The 21,974-nt window shown below is 43.1% G+C and carries 19 protein-coding genes and 1 pseudogene; 11 read left to right on the forward strand and 9 right to left on the reverse strand.

The window, feature by feature from the left end; genetic code table 11:
• Positions 1-78: 78 nt before the first annotated feature.
• Complete coding sequence (locus J2755_RS04080; RefSeq protein ID WP_209680232.1) at positions 79-837, reverse strand: hypothetical protein; 759 nt, start codon at positions 835-837, stop codon at positions 79-81.
• Positions 838-993: 156 nt separating this feature from the next.
• On the opposite strand from J2755_RS04080, the gene J2755_RS04085 reads away from it, so the two are divergent.
• The 3 genes and pseudogenes from J2755_RS04085 (at position 994) to J2755_RS04095 (ending at position 3,548) form a co-directional block, all read left to right on the forward strand.
• Positions 994-1,863, forward strand: a complete 870-nt coding sequence (locus J2755_RS04085) for an ion transporter (protein WP_209680236.1) — start codon at positions 994-996, stop codon at positions 1,861-1,863.
• A gap of 90 nt (positions 1,864-1,953) precedes the next feature.
• A pseudogene (fhcD, locus tag J2755_RS04090) lies at positions 1,954-2,847 on the forward strand (formylmethanofuran--tetrahydromethanopterin N-formyltransferase).
• Positions 2,848-2,948: 101 nt separating this feature from the next.
• Positions 2,949-3,548 carry a transglutaminase-like domain-containing protein gene (locus J2755_RS04095; RefSeq protein WP_209680240.1) on the forward strand — a complete coding sequence of 200 codons (600 nt, stop codon included), beginning with the start codon at positions 2,949-2,951 and terminating at the stop codon, positions 3,546-3,548.
• A 21-nt stretch (positions 3,549-3,569) separates the two neighbouring features.
• Here J2755_RS04095 and J2755_RS04100 read toward each other — a convergent pair whose 3' ends face one another.
• The 3 genes from J2755_RS04100 to mfnA form a co-directional block, all read right to left on the reverse strand.
• Positions 3,570-4,919 (reverse strand): TraB/GumN family protein, encoded by a 1,350-nt coding sequence (locus J2755_RS04100; protein ID WP_209680243.1) that lies wholly within the window; start codon positions 4,917-4,919, stop codon positions 3,570-3,572.
• A 20-nt stretch (positions 4,920-4,939) separates the two neighbouring features.
• Positions 4,940-6,040, reverse strand: a complete 1,101-nt coding sequence (locus J2755_RS04105) for a CBS domain-containing protein (protein ID WP_209680246.1) — start codon at positions 6,038-6,040, stop codon at positions 4,940-4,942.
• Between the two features lie 293 nt (positions 6,041-6,333).
• The gene (mfnA, locus tag J2755_RS04110; RefSeq protein WP_342591053.1) at positions 6,334-7,572 is read right to left on the reverse strand and encodes a tyrosine decarboxylase MfnA; all 1,239 of its coding nucleotides are present in this window, start codon (positions 7,570-7,572) and stop codon (positions 6,334-6,336) included.
• 538 nt (positions 7,573-8,110) lie between these two features.
• On the opposite strand from mfnA, the gene J2755_RS04115 reads away from it, so the two are divergent.
• Positions 8,111-9,346, forward strand: a complete 1,236-nt coding sequence (locus J2755_RS04115) for an ORC1-type DNA replication protein (RefSeq protein ID WP_209680249.1) — start codon at positions 8,111-8,113, stop codon at positions 9,344-9,346.
• Positions 9,347-9,362: 16 nt separating this feature from the next.
• Here J2755_RS04115 and J2755_RS04120 read toward each other — a convergent pair whose 3' ends face one another.
• A complete protein-coding gene (locus tag J2755_RS04120; RefSeq protein WP_209680251.1) occupies positions 9,363-9,914 on the reverse strand; it encodes a signal peptidase I in 552 nt (183 codons plus the stop codon).
• 125 nt (positions 9,915-10,039) lie between these two features.
• On the opposite strand from J2755_RS04120, the gene J2755_RS04125 reads away from it, so the two are divergent.
• From J2755_RS04125 to J2755_RS04150, 6 genes are all read left to right on the forward strand, one after another.
• Positions 10,040-11,536 carry a DNA-directed DNA polymerase II small subunit gene (locus J2755_RS04125; RefSeq protein ID WP_209680254.1) on the forward strand — a complete coding sequence of 499 codons (1,497 nt, stop codon included), beginning with the start codon at positions 10,040-10,042 and terminating at the stop codon, positions 11,534-11,536.
• Positions 11,537-11,590: 54 nt separating this feature from the next.
• On the forward strand, positions 11,591-12,529 hold the full coding sequence (gene twy1 / locus J2755_RS04130) for a 4-demethylwyosine synthase TYW1 (protein WP_209680257.1): 939 nt from the start codon (positions 11,591-11,593) through the stop codon (positions 12,527-12,529).
• A 101-nt stretch (positions 12,530-12,630) separates the two neighbouring features.
• Entirely contained in the window at positions 12,631-13,875 is a 1,245-nt protein-coding gene (prf1, locus tag J2755_RS04135) for a peptide chain release factor aRF-1 (RefSeq protein WP_209680260.1), read from the forward strand.
• A gap of 10 nt (positions 13,876-13,885) precedes the next feature.
• The gene (gene argS, locus J2755_RS04140) at positions 13,886-15,589 is read left to right on the forward strand and encodes an arginine--tRNA ligase (protein WP_209680264.1); all 1,704 of its coding nucleotides are present in this window, start codon (positions 13,886-13,888) and stop codon (positions 15,587-15,589) included.
• A gap of 5 nt (positions 15,590-15,594) precedes the next feature.
• Positions 15,595-15,882, forward strand: a complete 288-nt coding sequence (locus J2755_RS04145) for a DUF1294 domain-containing protein (protein ID WP_209680267.1) — start codon at positions 15,595-15,597, stop codon at positions 15,880-15,882.
• A 41-nt stretch (positions 15,883-15,923) separates the two neighbouring features.
• Entirely contained in the window at positions 15,924-16,946 is a 1,023-nt protein-coding gene (locus tag J2755_RS04150) for a methionine synthase (RefSeq protein WP_209680270.1), read from the forward strand.
• Positions 16,947-16,960: 14 nt separating this feature from the next.
• Here J2755_RS04150 and J2755_RS04155 read toward each other — a convergent pair whose 3' ends face one another.
• Positions 16,961-17,953: a stage II sporulation protein M gene (locus J2755_RS04155; protein ID WP_209680273.1), complete on the reverse strand. Its 993-nt coding sequence runs from the start codon at positions 17,951-17,953 to the stop codon at positions 16,961-16,963.
• Between the two features lie 11 nt (positions 17,954-17,964).
• Positions 17,965-18,837, reverse strand: a complete 873-nt coding sequence (gene hisG / locus J2755_RS04160) for an ATP phosphoribosyltransferase (RefSeq protein WP_209680276.1) — start codon at positions 18,835-18,837, stop codon at positions 17,965-17,967.
• Between the two features lie 122 nt (positions 18,838-18,959).
• Here hisG and J2755_RS04165 point away from each other — a divergent pair, with 122 nt between their 5' ends.
• On the forward strand, positions 18,960-19,688 hold the full coding sequence (locus tag J2755_RS04165) for an RAD55 family ATPase (RefSeq protein ID WP_209680279.1): 729 nt from the start codon (positions 18,960-18,962) through the stop codon (positions 19,686-19,688).
• 8 nt (positions 19,689-19,696) lie between these two features.
• Here J2755_RS04165 and J2755_RS04170 read toward each other — a convergent pair whose 3' ends face one another.
• Complete coding sequence (locus J2755_RS04170; protein ID WP_209680282.1) at positions 19,697-20,743, reverse strand: EF-Tu/IF-2/RF-3 family GTPase; 1,047 nt, start codon at positions 20,741-20,743, stop codon at positions 19,697-19,699.
• 61 nt (positions 20,744-20,804) lie between these two features.
• Entirely contained in the window at positions 20,805-21,974 is a 1,170-nt protein-coding gene (locus tag J2755_RS04175) for an RNA ligase (RefSeq protein ID WP_245312691.1), read from the reverse strand.

The raw sequence follows: 21,974 nt of genomic DNA on the forward strand, positions 1-21,974 counted from the left end.
GATTTTTGTTAGATAAAGGTTGGCTAAAGGATTGCTTAAAGGTTCACGTAATGTTATTATCCTGCCGATTAGTCGAAGTTAAAAATCATCATAAAATGCATCAAAACCTCTAGGAACAATCGCTTTGAAGAGGAGGTAGACGGCACTAAATATAGCTCCTATGATTAGTGCCAACATGAATTTTAAAAACAGACTTGTGGTATTTATACCCATATAAACAACAATAATTCCAAAAAGAGAGAACACCAGAATAATGAGCAATTGGCTTTGCCTGTATGATAAACGAGGGTATTTTAGAGGCGTTCGATTTACTTCTGTATATTTTGGGCTCCCCGCTCCTTTTATTTTCCCTATAATTTCAAAATCTTCTCCCGATGTGCCGGTGTGAACAATTTTTGCAATTATACCTTCATCTTTGTCTACATAATCAAATTTTAGCTGAAATCCCTTTTCATCTGCTATTTTTTCAAGAGAAAAATTGTTTGCAGGTTCTTTAGAATCAATAATTTTGGCGTCAAGTATTTTGCAATTCTTTTTTGGAACAATAAATAGTGGTTCTGCAGGTGTGATGTCTGATCCGTCAATTGTTTCTCGACCTTTGTTCCAAAAAATAAGTTTTGATACAGTTAAATTTTCAATTTGCTCATCAGAATAAAGAATGTTTAAGGATTCAAATTTGCTAATTGAGCTATCTATGATATTGAAGCTACGTGTAGAATAAGAGGGTCTCTTTTCTTTTCTTGATTTTATGGCTATAATGATACCAACTATTCCAATGATATATCCAACAATAATATTGGGGTTAGTTAACTGATCAATCATTGGTGCCAAATCCATACCATTTAATTAATTTCACTTATAAATAAAACTTCGTCCAAAATTCAGGAATATTTTGTATGAATGCAGGACAACGTAAACTGAACAAAAATAATATTTTAAGCAAAAAGACTGTAGTAAACTAGGGTATATAGTTGAAACAATCGGGGGATTCAGGTGAAGAGCAAATACAGGTATGAAAACGCTCCTGAGAAGGGAAGCTGGAAAGAGCCCATATACAGCATTATTTTTGAAGCCGACACAGCCGCAGGGAAATCTTTTGATCTGGGACTCATACTTGTAATAGTAGCCAGCGTGCTTGTAGTAATGCTGGATAGTGTTCAATCCCTGAGCACAACTTATCACAACACATTTCATTTCATGGAGTGGGCATTCACAATCCTCTTTACAATCGAATACCTGTTGAGAATAGCATGTGTCCGGGAAAAAAAGAAATATGCTCTCAGTTTTTTCGGGATAATTGATCTCATCGCAGTGCTCCCAACATACCTGACGATGTTCCTCCCCGGCGGGCAATTCCTGCTGGTAATACGCAGCCTCAGGCTTTTGAGGATCTTCAGGATTCTCAAACTTGTCCAGTACCTCAGTGAAGCTGAACTCCTCATGGAAGCTTTCCGTGAAAGTCAGCGTAAGATTGTGGTTTTTCTCTTTGCTGTTCTAAATATTGTGATAATTCTTGGTTCATTGATGTATGTTGTCGAAAATGAAAACCCGGATTTTACAAGTATCCCGGAAAGTATCTACTGGGCAATCACAACGATAACCACGGTGGGTTATGGTGACATTGTCCCGACCACACCGCTTGGACATGTGATAGCCTCAATAATCATGATAACAGGTTTTTCAATAATTGCGGTACCCACCGGGATTGTAACCCACTCTATAATCAGGGTTTCCAGTCGCACAACCGGACCACAGGTTTTTGAGCAGGAAGACAGTGGCAGTTCGGGAACCTGCAACAACTGTGGTTTGGATACACACGACAGCGACGCGTCCTACTGCAAGCGTTGCGGGACTAAACTTTGAGCCCATAACCCCAAAACAATGTCGAAGAGTATTTGTATGGCAAAGGGCATCTAATCTGTACTCTTAAAACAACATTTTAAAGGTGTTTTCATGGAAATTAATGGCGTTGAAATCGAAGATACATTTGCAGAAGCATTTCCAATAAAGATCGGAAGAGTATTAATCACAGCTGTAAACGAGCGCTGGGCAAGAATTGCAGCCTAGGAAGCAACCGGTTTTGGTACTTCAGTTATTATGTGTCCTGCAGAAGCAGGTATTGAAAGAATGGTCAGTGCAGACGAAACCCCTGACGGAAGACCTGGTGTAATTGTCCAGTTCTGCACATTCGGATACAAGTCACTTGAAGAACAGCTCCTTGAAAGAGTCAGCCAGTGTATCCTGACCGCACCAACAACCGCTGTTTTCAACGCTCTCCCTGATGCAGAAAAGCAGTTTGACACAGGTTTCAAACTCAAATTCTTCGCAGACGGAACAGAATCCGAGACAGAAGTCGGCGGAAGGAAAGCCTACAAGATTCCAATGATGGAAGGCGACTTTGTTATTGAACACTCCATTGGTGCAGTAGCTGGTGTTGCAGGTGGTAACTTCTTCATCTTCGGAGACTGCCAGATGAGTGCACTCAACGCTGCAGAAGCTGCCGTTGAAGCAATCGAGAAAGTCGAAGGCTCAATCACACCTTTCCCAGGAGGAATTGTTGCCAGTGGTTCCAAGCCAGGTGCTAACAAGTACAAGTTCCTGAAAGCAACTGCGAACGAGAAATTCTGCCCATCAATCAAAGACCAGATCGAGGGAACCGAAATTCCTGCAGATGTCGGTGCAGTCTATGAGATTGTCATCAACGGTATAAGCGAAGAGGCAGTAGCAAACGCAATGTCTGCTGGTATCAAGGCTTCCGTAAAAGTACCGGGTGTCAAGAAAATCACCGCAGGAAACTACGGTGGCAGCCTCGGTCCATACAAATTCAACCTTCACGACCTTGTCTAAGGTCGTCCCTTTTTTCTTTCTTTTTACTTTTTCCTAACTTTCTTGTTTCCCGGACGTTAATCTTATTACTCCTGATGCTGACTTTTTTTGCGTGAACTAAAATGGCAGATATGCAGGATTACCTTAGAGCAACGGAAATAATCGACTGGATAAATCCCGCAGTCCTGCAAAAGGCAAAGGAGCTTGCAGGCGATCGTACAGACCCTGTTGAAATCTCAAGACGTTATTTTGAATGGGTGCGGGATGAAATAATGCATAGTAATGATCACAAGATGAATTCCGTGACCCTGAAAGCCTCAGAAGTCCTAAAATACGGTACAGGTTACTGTTATGCTAAAAGCCACCTTCTGGCAGCTCTGCTCAGGGCAAACTCCATTCCATGCGGAATCTGCTACCAGCGATTAAGCATAGATGACAATGGAGAACCATTTTGTCTGCATGCTCTGAATGCTGTATACCTTCCAGAAATCGGCTGGTATCGTATGGATGCCCGCGGCAATAAGGAAGGAGTAGATGCCCGATTCACGCCTCCAAAAGAACAACTGGCCTTTGGGATTAACTTTGAAGATGAAATGGATTTGCCTGAAATCTGGCCGGACCCGCTTCCTGTGGTTGTTGACGTGCTGGAAAAGTACTCAAGATTTGATGAAGTAGCTGAGAATCTGCCGGATGTCCTGATAATCGGGAAAAAGAAAAGATGAAGGACTGGAACTTCTGAAACTTTACAGTCCAAGTCTTATCATCAAATTGTTGAAACCGGCTTCGATGATATCCCTGGGATCAAGTCCTGTTACGGTTACCATAACATACACACCAAGGATTGTACCAATAACACTTCCAATATTTGCAAGGGCTGCAACCATTATAACCCTGAAGAAATTGTTATTCTGCATCTCACCAAATGTTTCAAGCTCTGTGATTTCCTTGAGATCCGCACCTGTGGGATGTCTCTGTTTTGCTTCCATAAGCCCGGCAAACCAGCCAGCTGCCATCATGGGGTTTAGTGATGTGAGCCATGCAACTCCGAAAGCCGTAAGAACAGAATAGGGATGACCTTTTGCGAGAGCCGCCCCCGCGGCACTGAGCACACCATTGATGATAAACCACCATGCAAAAGCAAGCAATAGCAGTTCTACAGGTGTACCTGAGAAAATCAATAAAATGAAAGTCAACAATGCAAGTGCTACCAGCGCAAACCCTACCATTTTTACAATATTGAAGCGGGGTTTGGGTATTTCCACAAGTGATTGCATGGGAGGAATAGTTGAAGGATTGGTAAGATACTTCTGGATTCCGGGTTTGTGACCTGCACCCACGACAGCAACAACGGTTTTCCCGCCACCTGAAACCAGATTTACCAGATTACCCGCAATGTAGGCATCCCGTTCGTCAATCAGGGTTTTGCTTGCATTTGGTGCCGTGTCCCTGAGTTCTTCTGTAAGCACGGAAATGGCATCCGAACTTGTGATATTGTCCATATCAACTTCCTGTCCTCCGCCAATACCTAAGGCAGCACTTATGAGTTCCCACATCATACGTGCTTTTTCAAAAAATCCCATGGAAGACCAGAAACGCTGCATTGTAACCTGTATATCCCTGTCTACCAGAGCTATTTCATGTCCTTCTGCTTTAGCGGCATCAATGGCAGCAATCATCTCGGAGCCCGGATCGACTCCCATTTCACTTCCGATTTTTTTCTGTACATAGGAAAGAAGCACCTGGATTAGAAGGAAGTAGAATTTGCCCCCTGTAAGCATCTCTTTGATTGGAAGTTCCGTAGAAGAAGACTGATTCGGATTCTGCAGGGCTTCATAGCGTGCCCGGCAAAGTTCCACTGCAACAATATCAGGTTTTTCCCGCTGGATAGTTTCCCTGACCTCTTGCACACTTTTTTCCGAGACATGGGCAGTCCCAACAATTACTATCCTAGATTTGCGAGGTTCTGCACCTTCAGGAACTTCTGCAGCTGAATCACTATACGCAGATGGATGATCCCCTGAAGAAGAAACGTTATCGTAGGAATAATCCATATCATGACTACTGGAGCCACTTAACTGAGCTTCCCTTTCCATTATAATCCTCTTGTGTGCCCTCACTCACTTAACAAGGCCATGGCATGCATGAGGTCCGTACGGGAAAGGATACCCACAACTTCATCGTTTTCCACAACCACAAGCCTTCCGATATTATTTGCAGTCAGAAGCTTAAAAGCATCAGTTGCGGATGCATCAGGAGCTATGGAAACAACATTTCTGTTCATTACTTCGGATACCAGCAGGGCAACCCTTTCTACGGGAACCACATGACGCACATCCGTAAATGTAATGATTCCTTTTAAATCATTGCGTTCCAGAACAGGATAGCCCATATGTTTGTGCTTGAACATGAACTGCATCAGTTCTTCAATGGTCATATCAGGAGACACCGAAACCACATTATCTGACATCAGATCCCGGACATGCACATTTTCAAGTGTAGTGGTAACAACAGTTGAGCGTTCTTCACCTGAAGCACCCATGTAAACAAATACTGCTATCAAAAGCAACCAGGGATTCCAAGGACTGGAAAGCAACCCGGCAAGGGCCATCAGAAATGCAAAAAACTTCCCGACAGTTGCGGCATTGTGGGTTGCGCGGGCATAGCTCATTCTCTTGGCAAACCAGGCACGAAGAATGCGACCTCCATCCATTGGAAACGCAGGTATCAGGTTGAAAATACCCAGTACAATGTTGATAGTAGCCAGTATTTCCACTACCCTGTAAGCGGAAGTGGCAGCATATGAGGCAACAGCTGTTACAATACCAAAATTAAGGATGAAAAGAGAAAAACCAATTATGAAACTGACCATGGGACCTGCAAAGGCCATCTTGGCTTCCTGCGCGGGATTGCGTGGTATCTCTTCCATTGAGGAAACCCCACCAATAAGGAAAAGAGTAATATTCTCAATTTTTACCCCAAATCGTTTTGCAAAATATGAATGTCCCAGTTCATGTAGGAGCACGCAGGCAAAAAGCAGGATTGTTGTGAGGAGTGCAAGTAAATAGCTCAAATAGGGAGGCTGGATATCCTCAAATCCATAGGGCGCAGGAGCTGAAGCAAAAACCAGTGCAAATAAAGGCAGTACAATAAGGAACGAAATGTGAATCAATATGGGAATTCCCATTATTGTTCCAATCTTGAAGGAGCTAGCCATATCATTATTTTTCAATTTAATCTTATTTATCTCTATCCGGATTTAAAGTCCGAATACTTTCACCCTGCTATCTTCAAGGATATATAAGCAGAAGGCATAGTTTAGATCAGTCACGGATTTGAAGGGTACACGCCTTTACAAGCTTCAAGGCTAGGTGCTCTTCAATTTAATCCATCCTCCGTGATTTGCTTTCATCCTCTTTTTATTTTTTTTATACCAAATAGCATCAGCTCTTTGTTTTACTTTGGTTTGAAGAAATGATAAGTGAAGAAAGGACAAGGAAATATTTTATGTTATACAAGAGAGGCAAGATCGTCAAGGAATTCGGAAATAATATCCTTGCTAAGGTGAGGCATAACAACAAGTCTGAGTGATTGCGGACTGTGGGTAACCGAAACCCTCCAGCCATATTCTGAGAGGAGACTATTCTGTAAATCCTCCGGAAAATCGGTTTCCAGACAAACTACATTCATTACCGGATTAATTACAGTTGAAAAACCTCTTTCCTTTGCCCCTGAGACCAGATCCCGGGTCATTTCCATGCAATTATCAACGATTCTTTGGTAACCATCCATTCCAAGGTGAGTCATGACAGCATAGGTAGCAGCTACTGCAGCGCCACTTCTGGTACCGGTAAGGGAACTCTGGGTTCTTACTGTTAAATAAGGTGTATGAACAGAAAGGGATTCAAAAAGAGTTTTATCCCTGAAAAGTAAGCCACCCGAAGGAATTGTACTCAAACCCATTTTATGTGGATCTACAGTAATAGAAGAAACTCCACTAACTTCAAAATCATAAGAATAGTGCTTTTTCAGGAATGGAATCACAAAACCTCCAAACGCCGCATCCACATGCAGGAATAAATCGTTTTTTTCTGCAATGTACGAAAGCCTTTGGATATCATCAATCTGACCGAATTCTGTGGTTCCCGCAATTCCCACAAGTCCAATGGTATTATCATCAATCAAATCTTCCACGGAATTTATGCTAACACGAAGATCCGGGTCAAGCTTTGCTCTCCTCATTTCAACTCCTGTGAGATTAGCGGTTTTCTCAAAAGAAAAATGAGCTGATTGGGGAAGAATAACGTTAGGTTTTTTTGAATTGCTGCAATTCTTCATAGCTCTAATAGCCTGAATGTTTGATTCAGTTCCACCAGTACTCAGATAACCACAGGCATCTGGTTTATGGGATAACTCCCCGAGAAGTTTAATGACTTTTTCTTCAAGAATAGTTGTTCCCTTAAAGAGTCCCGGATCTCCCATGTTTGCCTCAAGAAAATCCTGATGTGCTAAGGCTGCTATGGGATGAGGATATGTACACATGGAACTGAGAACTTTTTCATAAGGTGTATCAAGTGATCTTATCTTTGCAAGATCATTAAGTACATCTTTTTCAGGAACTCCGTTTTTGTTCATCGGGATCGATGTAAAAATAGCATTACCTGATTTAAATGATTTGTCTTTGTTCCCATAATTTATCTTCTTTTCTTTTTCCTCTGGGAAGTTTGAATTGGAAGAGAGGTACCCCATGGTTTCTATTGGAAGTAGTTAGAACCTTAGTTTTTTTTAGGCAGAATAACGGCTGAAAAAACAAAAATCTTATTTTTGAATTTAAAAATAGGAAAAAATGTTACTTTTGTATTAGTTAATTATAAGTACTATTTTTCCTATACTTACACAACCATTTTTTTTCTGTTTTTTTAATTAAAGATGTAAAACATCTTTTTTCTATTTCCACACGAAACCATAGGGTGTCCCCCTATTATATAGACTCCAATAGAAATTAAGGGGTCATTTAATGAAAAATCTTTAAAATATGTCTTTAGACACTGTTTCTCAGAAAAGTAACAAATTCGCATTTATTTTTTCTTCAATAAAATATTCTATTGTTCATTGTTTTCCAGTAGAAACAATGGGGTCTTCACCATAAACATTAATAACCTCTGTTTCTATTGGATTTGTTACAACGAATTATCATCGCTATACCTAACAGGGTTTGATGTTACAATCATCAACCTTTCCTGACTATCGTATGGGTTTTAGAGGATCTTAATTGGAAGGTGTTTGGATGGCTAACGAATCATTAGACGGGTTATTTCAGGAGTTACTGGAAACCGAATCATTGTTTAAGAATAAGGAAGTATTACGTCCTTCGTATACTCCTGAGACACTTCCCCACAGGAGTGATCAAATAAACAGTCTTGCAACAATATTGGTTTCCGCTTTGAGGGGAGACACTCCTTCTAATATTCTCATTTATGGGAAAACTGGAACAGGAAAAACAGCGGTTGCCAGATATGTAGGCATTGAGCTTGAAAAGAAAAGTGAAACATTGCACGTGCCATGTGTTGTGCTCTATATTAATTGTGAGGTAATCGATACTCAGTACAGGCTTCTGGCCAATCTTGCCAAGCAGTTTGGTGAGGATGTGCCTATGACAGGATGGCCAACTGATCAGGTTTTCCATAAATTCAAGGAAGCAGTGGATTCCAGCAGGCAAGTTGTTATTATCGTTCTTGACGAGATAGATAAATTGATCAAAAAAGGTGATGATGTCCTTTACAATTTGTCAAGGATTAACACAGAACTTGAGAATGCAAAAGTCAGTATGCTTGGAATATCAAACGATCTCAAATTCACCGAATTCCTTGATCCAAGGGTAAAGAGTTCCCTTGGAGAAGAAGAAATTATTTTCCCACCTTATGATGCCGAGCAGATAAGTGACATTCTAAAGTACAGGGCGGGTATAGCCTATAAGGATGATTCACTGGCGGAAATGGTAATCCCATTATGTGCTGCGTTTGCTGCCCAAGAACATGGTGATGCCCGTCGTGCTCTTGATCTTCTGCGTGTTGCAGGTGAAATTGCCGAGAGGGAAAAGAAGAATCAGGTTCAAGAAAGCCATGTCCGGCAGGCCCAGGAGAAAATTGAAGTTGACAGGATTGTTGAGGTGGTCCGTACTCTTCCGACTCAATCCAAACTTGCACTCTATAGTGTAATGCTCCTCCGCAACCACGGTCACAGGAATGTTACCACAGGTGAGGTTTACAATGTTTATCGGCAGCTCTGCAGGAGTGCGGAAATGGATATCCTGACCCAGCGCAGGGTAACGGATCTGATTTCTGAGCTGGATATGCTTGGCATCCTGAATGCTATCGTGGTAAGTAAAGGAAGATATGGACGTACCAAGGAAATCGTGTTAAGTGTCCCGCTTGATAGTACAAAGAATGTCCTGCTTGAGGATTACCGCCTGAATCTGCTTGCTGATTTCAAACCAGTAATTACGGCACAGATGCACCTGTAATCGTTTTTAAAAGCTATCAGGAAAAGATTAACCTTACGTGTCCGATATAGGGGATCCGGTAACGAGCAACCCCTATTATCCATTCTTCTTTTACAGGGGTCAGGTAGCTGACCATTCCCTGTTGATCATAGTATCTGTTAGTATTCTCATTGTCACCCTTGGTAATGTAACCGGCATGAGGTGCAGCCGGACCATCTTCCCACATTGGTTCACCTTCTTCGACAAAATACATGGCCCTGTGGATTATGGGAGTCACACCTTCCTGTCCGTAGGGACGATAGAGAATAACATCTCCTTCCATCCCAAAAGAAGAATAATCATCAGCGGAGCCATGGGAAATTACTTCGGTTCGATCGATGTTTTGTATGAAAATAATATCTCCTACATTCATATGGGGTTCCATACTGCCTGATTCCACGGCAACCATTGGAGTCCAGAGACCGAATACCGCCTGCGAGAGAAGCGCAAATGTTGCGACTATAGCAAGAATTGAAATCCCGTCTCTGGCAAGGCTCACCCAGAAATTCTCACTTTCTTTGAATTGCCTGATAGAATCTGGTAGGTCCATGTTGTTAAAATCTCCTTTAGCCAAAGGGTTTGAGACTGTCTTTGGATATGAGTAGTAATAGTTTAAACCTATTGGTCTGTATATCACTATACTCTAAAAACGAAAAATAAAAAATTTGATCCAAGATGAGTGGCGAATCCCGGCAGCAGGTTCTATTCAGGTTAATGGAAGAAGGTTACCAGGTGAGCCCTGAGGCTGCTGAATTAATTAATTGCCAATGTCAGTCCCCGGATCTTGCCGAACACATCCTTTCAAATCTCGGAGACGATGTTTTTGTAATAGACACCCAGCATCTGGATCTTGAAAATTTTGCTGGGAATTCCACCAATCTGGCGTTTTCAGAAATACAAAGTGAATTTGCAGCTACAAAAAGTGAACCACTTTTCAGCGATAATCCAGTGGATATCCTTTCAGACATAACTGACAGTTCTACCTGCGTTGGGGAATACATGGAATTTGTTCAGTATTTCCGCAACAGATATAGCAGGTTGAGTGAACTCATCCGTGGAAGGGTTAATGCACGGCCCCTTGAAAGCCTGAACAGGGGAAGAAGAAGTGGTACCGGTGAATATGGGGAAATATCCATAATCGGCATGGTTTCGGATATCAGAAGCACTGCAAATGGTCATCGGCTTATCCAGTTTGAGGATCCGACCGGTTCTTTCCCGGTTTTATTTACCACTTCCGAGAAGGATCTTTTTGAACAGGCCAGTCATCTTGTGCTGGATGATGTCGTGGGTATTAATGGCAAGTTGACTAATGATGGAAGGCTTTTGATAGCCAACAAGCTTGTTTTCCCCGATGTGCCAAACGGTTGTTTCAGATCGGCACCTTCCAGTGGAAAAGCCATTTTTATTTCGGATGTTCATATCGGGAGTACTACTTTCCTTGATGAACAATGGGAAGCTTTTGTTGCTTTCCTGAAAGGGGAAAGCCCGGATGAAAAGCTAAGGGAATTAGCAAAGGAACTTCGTTACCTTGTGGTTGCAGGAGATATTGTGGATGGAGTAGGTATCTATCCCGGACAGGAAAATGAACTGGTGATTCAGGATGTCTACAAACAGTATGAGAAGGCGGCTGAGTATTTTAACCAGGTTCCGGAGCATATCAAGATTATAATGTGCCCTGGAAACCACGACGCTGTGAGACAGGCAGAACCACAGCCAGCTTTGCCCGCGCATATACGGGAAATGTTTGATGACAGGATCATTTTTGTGGGAAATCCCGCACTTGTTGACCTCGATGGAATATACGTACTAATGTATCACGGCAGGTCAATTGACGATTTTGTAGCATCGGTTCCGGGAGTTTCCTATCAGGATCCTGCAAAGGCCATGGTGGAAATGATAAAACGAAGACACCTTTCCCCCATATATGGAAGCAGGGTGTCCATTGCACCTGAGAAAAACGATCATTTCGTGATTGATAGAATTCCTGATATTCTCCATTGTGGACATGTGCATACTGTGGGAGTGGAACAATATCGTGGTGTTCTCCTGATCAATTCAGGAACATGGCAGTCACAGACCGAGTTCCAGAAGAGGGTAAATGTAGTTCCAACCCCCGCGCAGGTTCCGGTAGTTGATCTCTGCAATTTCAAAACTTTCCTCTTACAGTTCTGATTTTTAGGTCCTTCCGAGCATTTTATATATGGCAAACAAAAACTAACCATCCTGATGGATTCACCTGACCTTCCTGAAAAAACAGATATCAATAGTCTTTTGAAAAAACAGGGTTACAGCCTTGCAGGCTCTCATTCTGCCGTTAAGACCTGTCTCTGGCTGAGACGTTCCCTGCGCGAAGAAGGACAGTGTTACAAATCCCAGTTTTATGGAATTACTTCTCACAGGTGTATGCAGATGACACCCACTCTCATCTGCAATCAGCGTTGCCTGCATTGCTGGAGACCAATTGAGGTGGATTCCCCGGTTCCTGAAAAGTGGGATTCTCCAATGGAAATCGTGGGGTCTTGCATTAAATCGCAGCAAAAACTGGTATCAGGTTTTGGAGGTTCTGCTTCCAGGGAACTCTGGGAAGAGGCCAATGAGCCTGCACATGTAGCAATTTCCCTTTCAGGGGAGCCTACAATGTATCCCCACCTCCCGGAACTAATTGAAGAATTCAGGAAACAGGGTCTCAGTACTTTTGTGGTAAGCAACGGAACAAATCCGGATATGATGGAAAAAATATCACCATCCCAATTATACATGAGTCTTGATGCGCCTGATACTGAAACCTATGATAAGGTTTGCAATCCGAAGAATCCTGATCTATGGGAGCGTATCAACCAGTCCCTTGAAATCCTCAGGAAAAAGGATTGCCGAACAGCTATCAGGATTACGCTTGTTAAGGGAGTCAATATGTTTAATCCTGAGGGCTATGCCTCGCTGATAAAAAAAGCCGATCCTGATTTTGTTGAAGTTAAGGCCTATATGCATCTTGGTTTTTCCAGAAGGAGACTTGAGAGGGATGCAATGCCAACGCACGAAGAAGTTGAGAAGTTTGCATCACAGGTAGCCGATTTTCTGGGCTACTACTTAGTTGATTCTTCACCTATAAGCCGCGTGGTTCTGCTTTCAAGGGAAGCCGAATACACAAAGTCGCTTCCCCTTTGACAGCTGGCAGGCGGGACATAATCTATATTTATAACTACTGCGTAGTAACGCAAACTACCAATTTCCTTTAATCATTATTCTCATCACGGAGTATTTTCACAATGTCTGAACAATCTGCCCATGACAAATATGAATTCAAGAAAAAGCTCGAGAGCTTGCGGGATAAAAAAGGGCGGGGTACGGAACTTATCTCCCTCTACATTCCTCCTGACAAACAGATTTCCGATGTGACTTCCCAGCTGAGGGAAGAACACAGTCAGGCTTCCAATATCAAATCCAAAGTCACAAAAACAAATGTACAGGGAGCAATCGATTCCCTTCTTTCACGCTTGAGGTACGGGGAAGTCCCTGAAAACGGCATCGTTTATTTCACCGGTGCAGTTGACGTTGGAGCTGACAAGACCAACATGGAAACAACCATTATTGTCCCTCCACAACCCATTACAATTTACAAATATCACTGTGATTCTGCCTTTTATCTGCAGCCCCTTGAAGAGATGCTCAAGGATGCTAAGACTTATGGTCTTCTGGTTCTGGACAGGCGTGAAGCAACAGTGGGAATGCTGGTTGGAAAACACATCGATTCCTATCGTCATTTAACATCTACTGTTCCTGGAAAACAAAGGAAGGGTGGTCAGAGTGCTCATCGTTTCCAGCAGCTCAGGCTTATTGCAATCCACGATTTCTACAAAAGAATCGGGGATGCTGCAAGTGAAGTTTTCCTTACTGTTAATCACAAGGATTTCGAAGGCGTCCTCATTGGCGGTCCTTCACCTACCAAGGAAGAATTTGAGTCAGGTGAATTCCTGCACCACGAAATACAGAGGAAGGTCCTTGGTCTTTTTGATGTTGCCTATACCGATGAATCGGGCTTGAGCGAACTTGTGAACGCTGCCGGTGACAGGCTGGCGGATCTTGACCTGATGGTTGAGAAAAACCTGATGCAGGCTTTCTTTAAGGAATTAGTATCCGATTCCGGGAAGGTTGCCTATGGTGAGGAAGCGGTACGGCAGAACCTTTTGATAGGCGCTGTTGAAACCCTTCTTATTTCCGAAGATCTCAGGTCAGAGAAATTCAAAATACGCTGTGTTTCCTGCGGTGATGAAACAGAAATCATAAAAGACATGGGTCCGCGTGCTGAAAGTCTTCAGCTGGGCAACTGTACCAAATGCGGTTCTCCACTGGAAGTTACGGAGAAGGTGGATGTTGTTGATGAATTATCGGCTCTCAGTGACCAGATGGGAAGTCAGGTGTCCTTCATTTCAACTGATTTTGAGGAAGGAGCGCAACTGATGAACGCTTTTGGTGGTATAGTGGCAATATTGCGCTATAACACAGGTATTTAAGGTGGTTTTCTTGTACCTTACATTCACAGAACAGGTTAAGTCTATTCTTGCAGAAGCAATCGAAAAGGCAGGGTTTGAAGCAGGAGAAATCTCCCTTGAGCCCTCCCAACACGCTGATCTTTCATCAAGAATCGCTTTTCAGATTGCAGCCAGTGCAAAGCAGAACCCGAAGGAAGTCTCTGACAAAATAGTAGCAGAAATCTCCATTCCAGAAGATTCCCTTGTTGGAAAAGTAGCGGCAACAGGTCCCTACATTAATTTCAGTGCAAGTGACACTTACATTCACAAGACTTATCAGTCCATTCGCGCTGACAGGGAGAATTTCGGTGGAAACTTCGCCAGTGGTAAAATCCTGCTGGAACACACCTCTGCAAATCCCAACGGGCCATTGCATGTGGGTCATATACGTAACTCCATTCTTGGTGACACCCTCTCACGCCTTTTGAAGAGAGTCGGCTATGATGTGGAAGTCCAGTACTATGTTAACGACATGGGCAGGCAGATTGCAATTGTTTCCTGGGCTTTTGATCATTTTGAATTTGACAAGACCAAAAAAGGCGATCATGCAATCGCAGAGATTTACATAAAAGCAAATGCTGCACTGGAAGAAAATCCTGCAAAAGTGGCAGAGATCGACAAATTCATGCAGCTTGTGGAAAGTGGTGATGAAGCCACAATAAAACGTTTTGACGAAGCAGTTGATTTTGCAGTGGCAGGTATCAAGAAAACGCTGCTTGAGATGAACGTTCATCACGACTCTTTTGTAACCGAATCAAGCTTTATCCGCTCGGGTGCGGTTGGTGATATTGTTGAGAGAATCAAGGCAACCGGACGCACCGAAGTCGACGATGGGGCAACAGTAGTTGATCTATCAGATTATGGCTATGAAAAAACTTTAGTTATACAGCGCAGTGACGGCACATCCCTGTACACAACCCGGGACCTCGCCTACCATGAATGGAAGGCAACCCGTGCAGACAGGGTTATCGATGTTTTCGGCGCAGATCACAAACTCATTTCCGGACAGCTCAGGGCAACCCTGAATGCAGTTGGTGTTCAGGAGCCTGAAGTTGTAATCTTTGAATTCGTATCCTTGCCTGAAGGTTCCATGAGTACCCGCCGGGGTAAGTTCATCAGTGCAGATGAATTGCTGGAGCAGGTTGAGGCAAGAGCCCTTGAGGAAGTAACCATCCGCAGGCCGGAGATGGAGGATTCATTCAAGAAGGAAGTCTCAAGAATGGTTGGCATTGGCGCAGTACGTTATGATATTGTCAAAGTGACTCCGGAGAAATCCACCGTCTTCGACTGGAAAGAGGCACTGGATTTTGAAAAGCAGGGAGCACCTTTTATCCAGTATTCACATGCGAGAGCCTGCAGTATTCTCAAGAAGGCAGAGGAAGAGGGATTGTGGAATCCTGAAGCTGAGCTGAATCCGGCTCTTCTCATAGATGATTCGGAAATTGCATTCATCAAGAAAATGGCCCTCTTTGACCAGGTACTGGAAAAGTGTGCATCCGAACTCAAGCCTCATCATCTTGCTATTTACGGAAGGGAACTTGCAGATGCTTTCAACCAGTTCTACCGCTTCTCACCTGTGCTTGCCGCTGAGGACGACGAAATAAGGCAGGCTCGTCTGGGACTTGTGGACTGTGCAAGGGTTGTTATTGCAAATGTCTTGGATACTCTGGGAATTGATGCACCTCAATCAATGTGATTTCGATGCTGCTCTTTGAAAGGCTCCTGCTTTTATACCTTCTGGTAATCAATGCAGGCGCCCTGTCGATTATGTGGTGGGACAAAAGGAAAGCCCGCAAGGGTGCTTACCGTATCCCGGAGAAAACTTTGTTCGTATGGGCACTGGCGGGTGGATCTGCCGGAGCTTATCTGGGGATGTATGTTTTCCGGCATAAAACCAGAAGGGCCAAGTTCAGGATTGGCTTCCCATTGATTCTTATTGTTCATTTCCTGATAGTCGCCAGATTACTCTGGCATATTCCGCTTCCCTGAAATCGTTAGCTATAAATGATCATGTACGGATAACAAAAGGCATGGTAGAGTTCATATTTGACGACATTGGAAGTTACCCGCTTCCTGAAGGCGTTTCCCGGGAATGGGTTGAAGCGGCCTTTGATGGGGAGAAAGAAAAAGTCGCTGAGATTATAGGCTCTGCCTTTTTACAAAAATTAGAAGCCGGAGTTGCTGTTCCAACATATCCACAGTTTCAGGATATGAATAAACAATTCCTTTCAATTCTCAATGATCCCGATTGTACGGATGGACCTTTCAGTGTAAAACCGGAATGCGCTAAAATCATAGAACTTGAAGTGCTCGAGAATTATGCAAAACAATACAGGGAGAAAACCGGAAACAAACCCGATGTAAGGGTGTGTGTCACAGGTCCTCTTGAGCTGTATTTGCAGCAGTTTGGTTCCGCCGTCTATCCGGATATACTGAATCTAATTGCTTCAAGTATCAACCTGTTCATCAAAAATGCCATAGAAGATGCGGAAAATTTCAACGTTCGCACAATATCAATTGATGAGCCCAGCCTTGGTATCAATCCAGAGGTTTCATTTGATAACGCCGCTCTTATCGAGGCTCTTGAACTTGCAAGCAGCTATTCCCATGAAAAAGGGCTGGACGTGGAAATCCATCTCCATTCAGCTTTGCATTACGAAATCCCCTGCCGTACACGGGGTATCAATGTAATTGGTGTCGAATCGGCTTCCAATCCTGGCTACCTTGATCTTATTGACAAAGCATTATTGGAGGAAACCGATTCCTACCTGCGTGCGGGAGTTGCCCGAACAGATGTTTTCAATTTGGTGGCAGGTCTAAACGAAGAATACAACACCAATGCATGGAAGGAACCTGAACTGCTTGAAAAGCTGGTTACCGATCTGGAAACCCCTGAAGTCATCGAGGAGCGACTGAGGGAAGTTTACAGCAGGTTTGGCGATCGTGTGATGTATGTGGGGCCGGATTGTGGTCTGGGTTCATGGCCCACGCAGGCTATTGCAGGCAAGCTGCTGGAGAATATTGCTGTTGCCCTTAGGAACTTTGATTCCTGAACTTCATTTTCTTTTTAGTTGAGATAATCCAGCACGAATTCAAAAATTGCTGCACCTATTTCAGGTGTTATCTCGGTTTCAATATAAGAAGCGATAAGTAGCAGGCAGACGCATGCAAAAATCGCTTTCCTGAAATAAGCGGATTTCAGGAATTTTGAAGCACATTTCTCGGTTTTGCTGATGTCTTTCTTCAGATCATCGACATAATTTCCTGAAAAAAGCAGTTCATTTTTGACAACAGTAGCCTGGCGGCTTGCAAACACATAACCCAGGCCCGCTGAAAGGAAAAGAGCGGGAATTTCAATTATTCCATGTGGAATGATAAAAGCCATAAAATATGCTATTCCTGCCAGTGCACCTGTAAATATTCCTGTGTTTCCAAAGATGTTCATTCCTTCAACCGAGCCGTTTACAGCCATGAATGCAAGCAGAATTCCTGCAAGGACTCCGTTGGCTACGGATACGAGGAAGGGCGGTGCATAGGGCAGCATGGAGGCAAACATGCGGTATTGACCCCGGTCATAGCCGTAATAGTTCCAGATTGAATCCTCACTTTTATGTACTTCATCATTGGAAAATGAGGCGTATGTTGATGGAAACAAGCGTCTGAAAAGACCGGAAAAGGGTCTGCCCCAGCTTTCCGTTTTCTTTGATAGCTTTCCATAAATGGGATATTTCTTGCGCAAATCAAGATCTGAAAGCAGCATCCTGTGAACAAAAACAATTAGGGCAGCACCGGCTGATCCGGTGAATGCCGCAATGCTATTGAAAACAAAGATGGAAGCAGTGAGACCCACATACCGGGCACCGACTTCGACTTTTGCCAGCGCACTGTTTGTTGTGCCTGAAACAGCCTGATTTATTGGTGCCGGAGTCTGGGAAAAAAAGATTACTGCTGCATACACAAGTATGGCAACAGCAAAAGCAAGGATTGCTGAAAGCAGGAACAATCTGGCAGACCAGAAAAACCCTTTTTTCAGCTCATGCTTGTTTTCATCATGTTCCATTTGAAACTATCTCAGTGGACAATTTTTGAAATATCCAGTTCAAGGATATCCTCAGCTCCCAGTGCCTTGAGCTTTGGAATAAGTATGTTGACATCGCTCTTGTTGACAACAGTCTCCACGGCGTAGTAATCGGCACCATATAGCTGGGATACAGTTGGCCTTTTCAGGGAAGGCAATGCGCTGATAACGTCTTCAAGTTTGGCTATTGGCACGTTCATGTCAATCAATACTTTTCCACGAGCTTCGATAACTGATAAGAGCAGTGTTTTAATCTCTTCTATTTCCTGACGCTTCTCGGGATTTTCCCAGCTTTCCTTGTTTGCAACGAGTTTTGTGGAAGATTCCAGCATTACATCGACAATTTTTAAACCGTTTTTCCTGAGGGTTGAACCGGTTTCGGTAAGGTCAACGACTACGTCCATGAGATCAGGCACTTTGGCTTCGGTTGCGCCATAGGAATAATGGAGATCAACAGGAATTCCAAGATTTTCAAAGTGTCTTTTGGTAATGTTGGGGTATTCCGTGGTTACCCTGCTATTGGGTTTGATATCGGCAGAGGTCTGGATGTCACTTTCCTGTGGAACAGCAATTACAATTTTTACATTTCCAGCACCGGTTTTGCTGTAAGGCATATCCGCAATTTCGATAACATCGGAATCAGATTCAATTACCCAGTCCCTTCCGGAGATACCAATGTCAAAGTATCCTTCTTCAACGTATTTTGGGATTTCCTGTGGGCGGAGAATTTTAACCCTGTCAATCCGGGGGTCTTCAACTTTCGGATTATATTCTCTTGAAGTTTTCTTTATAGGGAGATCTGCCTGCTTGAATAGCAAAAGCGTTTGTTCCTCAAGGCTTCCTTTTGGAATGGCTATGTTAATCATGTTTCTTCCTCAAATTTACCTATAACTTTAATATATAATATAGTATAATAATCTAATAGATTTATAAATAGCAGGTTACAAATATAGCATGCTTCCTTTATAGTTTATTGTTTGGGATGGAAATGAAAGTACAAACAGGCGTTGAAGGTTTTGATAGTCTTTGCAGTGGCGGCCTGCCCGCAGGAAGAGCATACATTGTTAGTGGTGCTCCCGGATGTGGGAAAACAACCTTCGGAATTCAGTTTCTAACCAATGGTGCATCTTTTGGGGACGTAGGGCTCTATTTGACCTTACTGGAAACATCAGATGATATTGTAGCAAATATGTCTGGCTACGACATGAATCTGGAAGCCCTGATTAAGATGAAAAAGGTCCTGTTTTCAGACTTAAGTCCCGACATGGAATATGGTTACATTGATGAATTGCAGGAAGTGATTAGCCCCGAACTTGCTCCCTCTTACGCTCCCATTGAAAACGACGCACCTTCTGCAGCAACTGTTTTCAAGGAAATCGCCTCATATGTTGAGAGCTACGATGTTAAGAGATTGGTGATAGATCCTGTTTCAGCAATTCGTTTTGCAGCAAAAGATGCCTGCATGAAAAAGAAAGAAATGGCACGTTTCATACGCAACCTGAAGCGTCTTGGATGCACAGTGATGATGCTTACGGAAGGTAACAACGTGGCATTTGAAGCGCCCCAGTATTGCACCGCCGATGGAATTATCCTTCTGGAGAGTCCGGATGAAAATCTGGCATCAACTATTCAGATTATGAAAATCCGTGGTTCCAGGCACAGCTCTGAAAAAGTTCCTTTTATTTTTGGGGAACAGGGTATAACACTTGAAAAATGAGAACTATTTTAGTTTTCTGTTTCCGCAAACCCATAACCTACAAATCTCTGTTTTGCGTCAAGGTTTGAGAGAATAAATCTGTCTGAGGAGCTGAAAGCAATTTCATGTGAACCGCTAAGGTGAAGAATACATTCATCTCCGGGACTTGCTTTTTCTGCAGCTTCCCCATTAATTTCAATTTTCTCCAGTCTCACAGGAGCAGACTGCAATCCCACGAAAAGATGAGGGACATCTGAAACGGACAAAGGAGCTGAGAATGGGGAAATTTTACATTTGAGAATAAAGGATTCTGCCACCGTCTCTTTTTCCGAAATAACAAATCCACGCTCGATATCCTTTGATTGTATTCCTTTAAGCGCAAGCCCGACCCTTCCCCCGGTTGGTGCGCTTTTCACGTCTACATCATGCATTTGTATTGAACGAACTTCAAGAGGTTTTGCAGATGGGTAAGCTGTCAGTTTGTCTTTCACATTGAGAGTACCCTGGGAGACGACACCAAGCACTACACAACCGATACCCGTTACGTTGAAAGACTGGTCAACCATCACACGCACAGGTTTATCATCCTGTTTCCTGCTATCCTCAGCTACCTTTTCGTCAAGCTCAAGGATCTTTTCCTTGAGTTCATCGAGTCCTTCAAATGATTGGGTTGAAATGTTGATGAACTCCCAGTTTTCCATACAGGTTCCTGTGATGATTTTCCTGATGTTCTTTTCAAGTTCTTCCTGTGCATAGGCATAGCTTGTATCAGCTTTTGTAAGTACAATCATTCCATGCTTATATTGAAGCAGGTCCAATGCAACCAGGCATTCGCCTGTGGAAACATCCGGTCCTTCAGGAGGGATGCAGAGAAGTGCGATATCAGATAAATTAAGAGCAGTAACAAGGGATTTGAGAGATTTCGGATAACCATTTGCATCTATTGTGGTCATCACAACATCGTTTTTTGAAAAATCATACATTGTAATGTCGGCAACATTTCCTTTTTTACCGAGCTTTGCGGCCAGAGAAGTTCTGCCACTTTGCTCACTTCCGATAATAGCAACTTTTGTCATGGTCAAATCCCTGAATCCTTACAGAGCTTCACAACATAAAAAGGCTACTGTTTATCCCGAATTACCAGAGATCGCCATTCCACATGGCTTCTGTTTTGTCACTGGTACTACGGTTTATTTTGTGAATATGGATCAGGTATTCGTCACCGACCTTCTCCGGCTCACTGAAAATAGCTTCAAGACCCAGCAATCTTGAATAGTCTTCAAATTCCTTGAGGGTTTCCAGATCCTGTACACGGATACGAACCTCATCAATGACTCTCTCATTTTTCCGGACTTTTTTCACGGTTTCAATCATCGGGACAAGGATGCTCTCACCAAGCCTGAGACAACGTTCACTTCTCTCATTCTCACTTTCTGACCATTCGGCACTCTGGAATCCTTCCCTAACGACTCTGGAAAAAAGATAGTCTCTACCGACATCATTGTAAAACTTAAATGCATGCAGAAGGTCTGAGCAATTGCTCTGTGAGCAGGTGTATTTTATGGGGGAAACAATCATTTCGGGATCTTTGATAACAACTCCTTCGTGCCCAATTTTTCCCAGTTCCTGTATATGCTTAAAAATTGCTTCCGCTGACTCTTCAAGCTTATAATTCCCAAGCAGCGGTGCTTCCAGAAACCCGTATTCCTCTGCAAGCTGGCGTCTTCTGGAAATCGAAACAGGTTCACCGGTATTCTTTTCTCTGATATCAAATACAAAAAATGCCAGTGATTCAATCCCATAGATTTCTTTTGGAACATAGGGATTCTCCGGGCCTATCATTTCCCCGTGCAATACGTAATCGGGATTGTCCCTGAAAAAATCAATATTTAATAAAAGGTTTGCTTTTTCCGTAGAATAAGGGCAGACGTTACCGCCACGTGTGAGTGCAATAAGCCTTTCCTGAAAGAGAATGACACGAACATTATAGCCGTTCATTTTCTCTTCAACACAAAGAGTTTTGGTGTTTATGAACTGCTTCCTGATTGCAGGTTCAAGGAGCATGGCCCTGCGAATCTTGGGAAAACCATGTATCAGTTCAAACTCACCGTTTTCCTTCTGGTAAAGAACACTTCCACGCTCAATACCGGACACGGATGTTTCAAAATGGAATAATTGCTGATACCTGCCTTTATTTGGTACCAGCAGTCTGCGCTGCGTAAGATTTTCAAGCCTTTCCTCAGGAAGCTTAAGATATCCCGCAGCTGCCGGAATATCAAGCTTTCCTTCTGCTATTTTCATTGACAT

It is taken from the genome of Methanohalophilus levihalophilus, from assembly GCF_017874375.1.
Classification (GTDB): domain Archaea; phylum Halobacteriota; class Methanosarcinia; order Methanosarcinales; family Methanosarcinaceae; genus Methanohalophilus; species Methanohalophilus levihalophilus.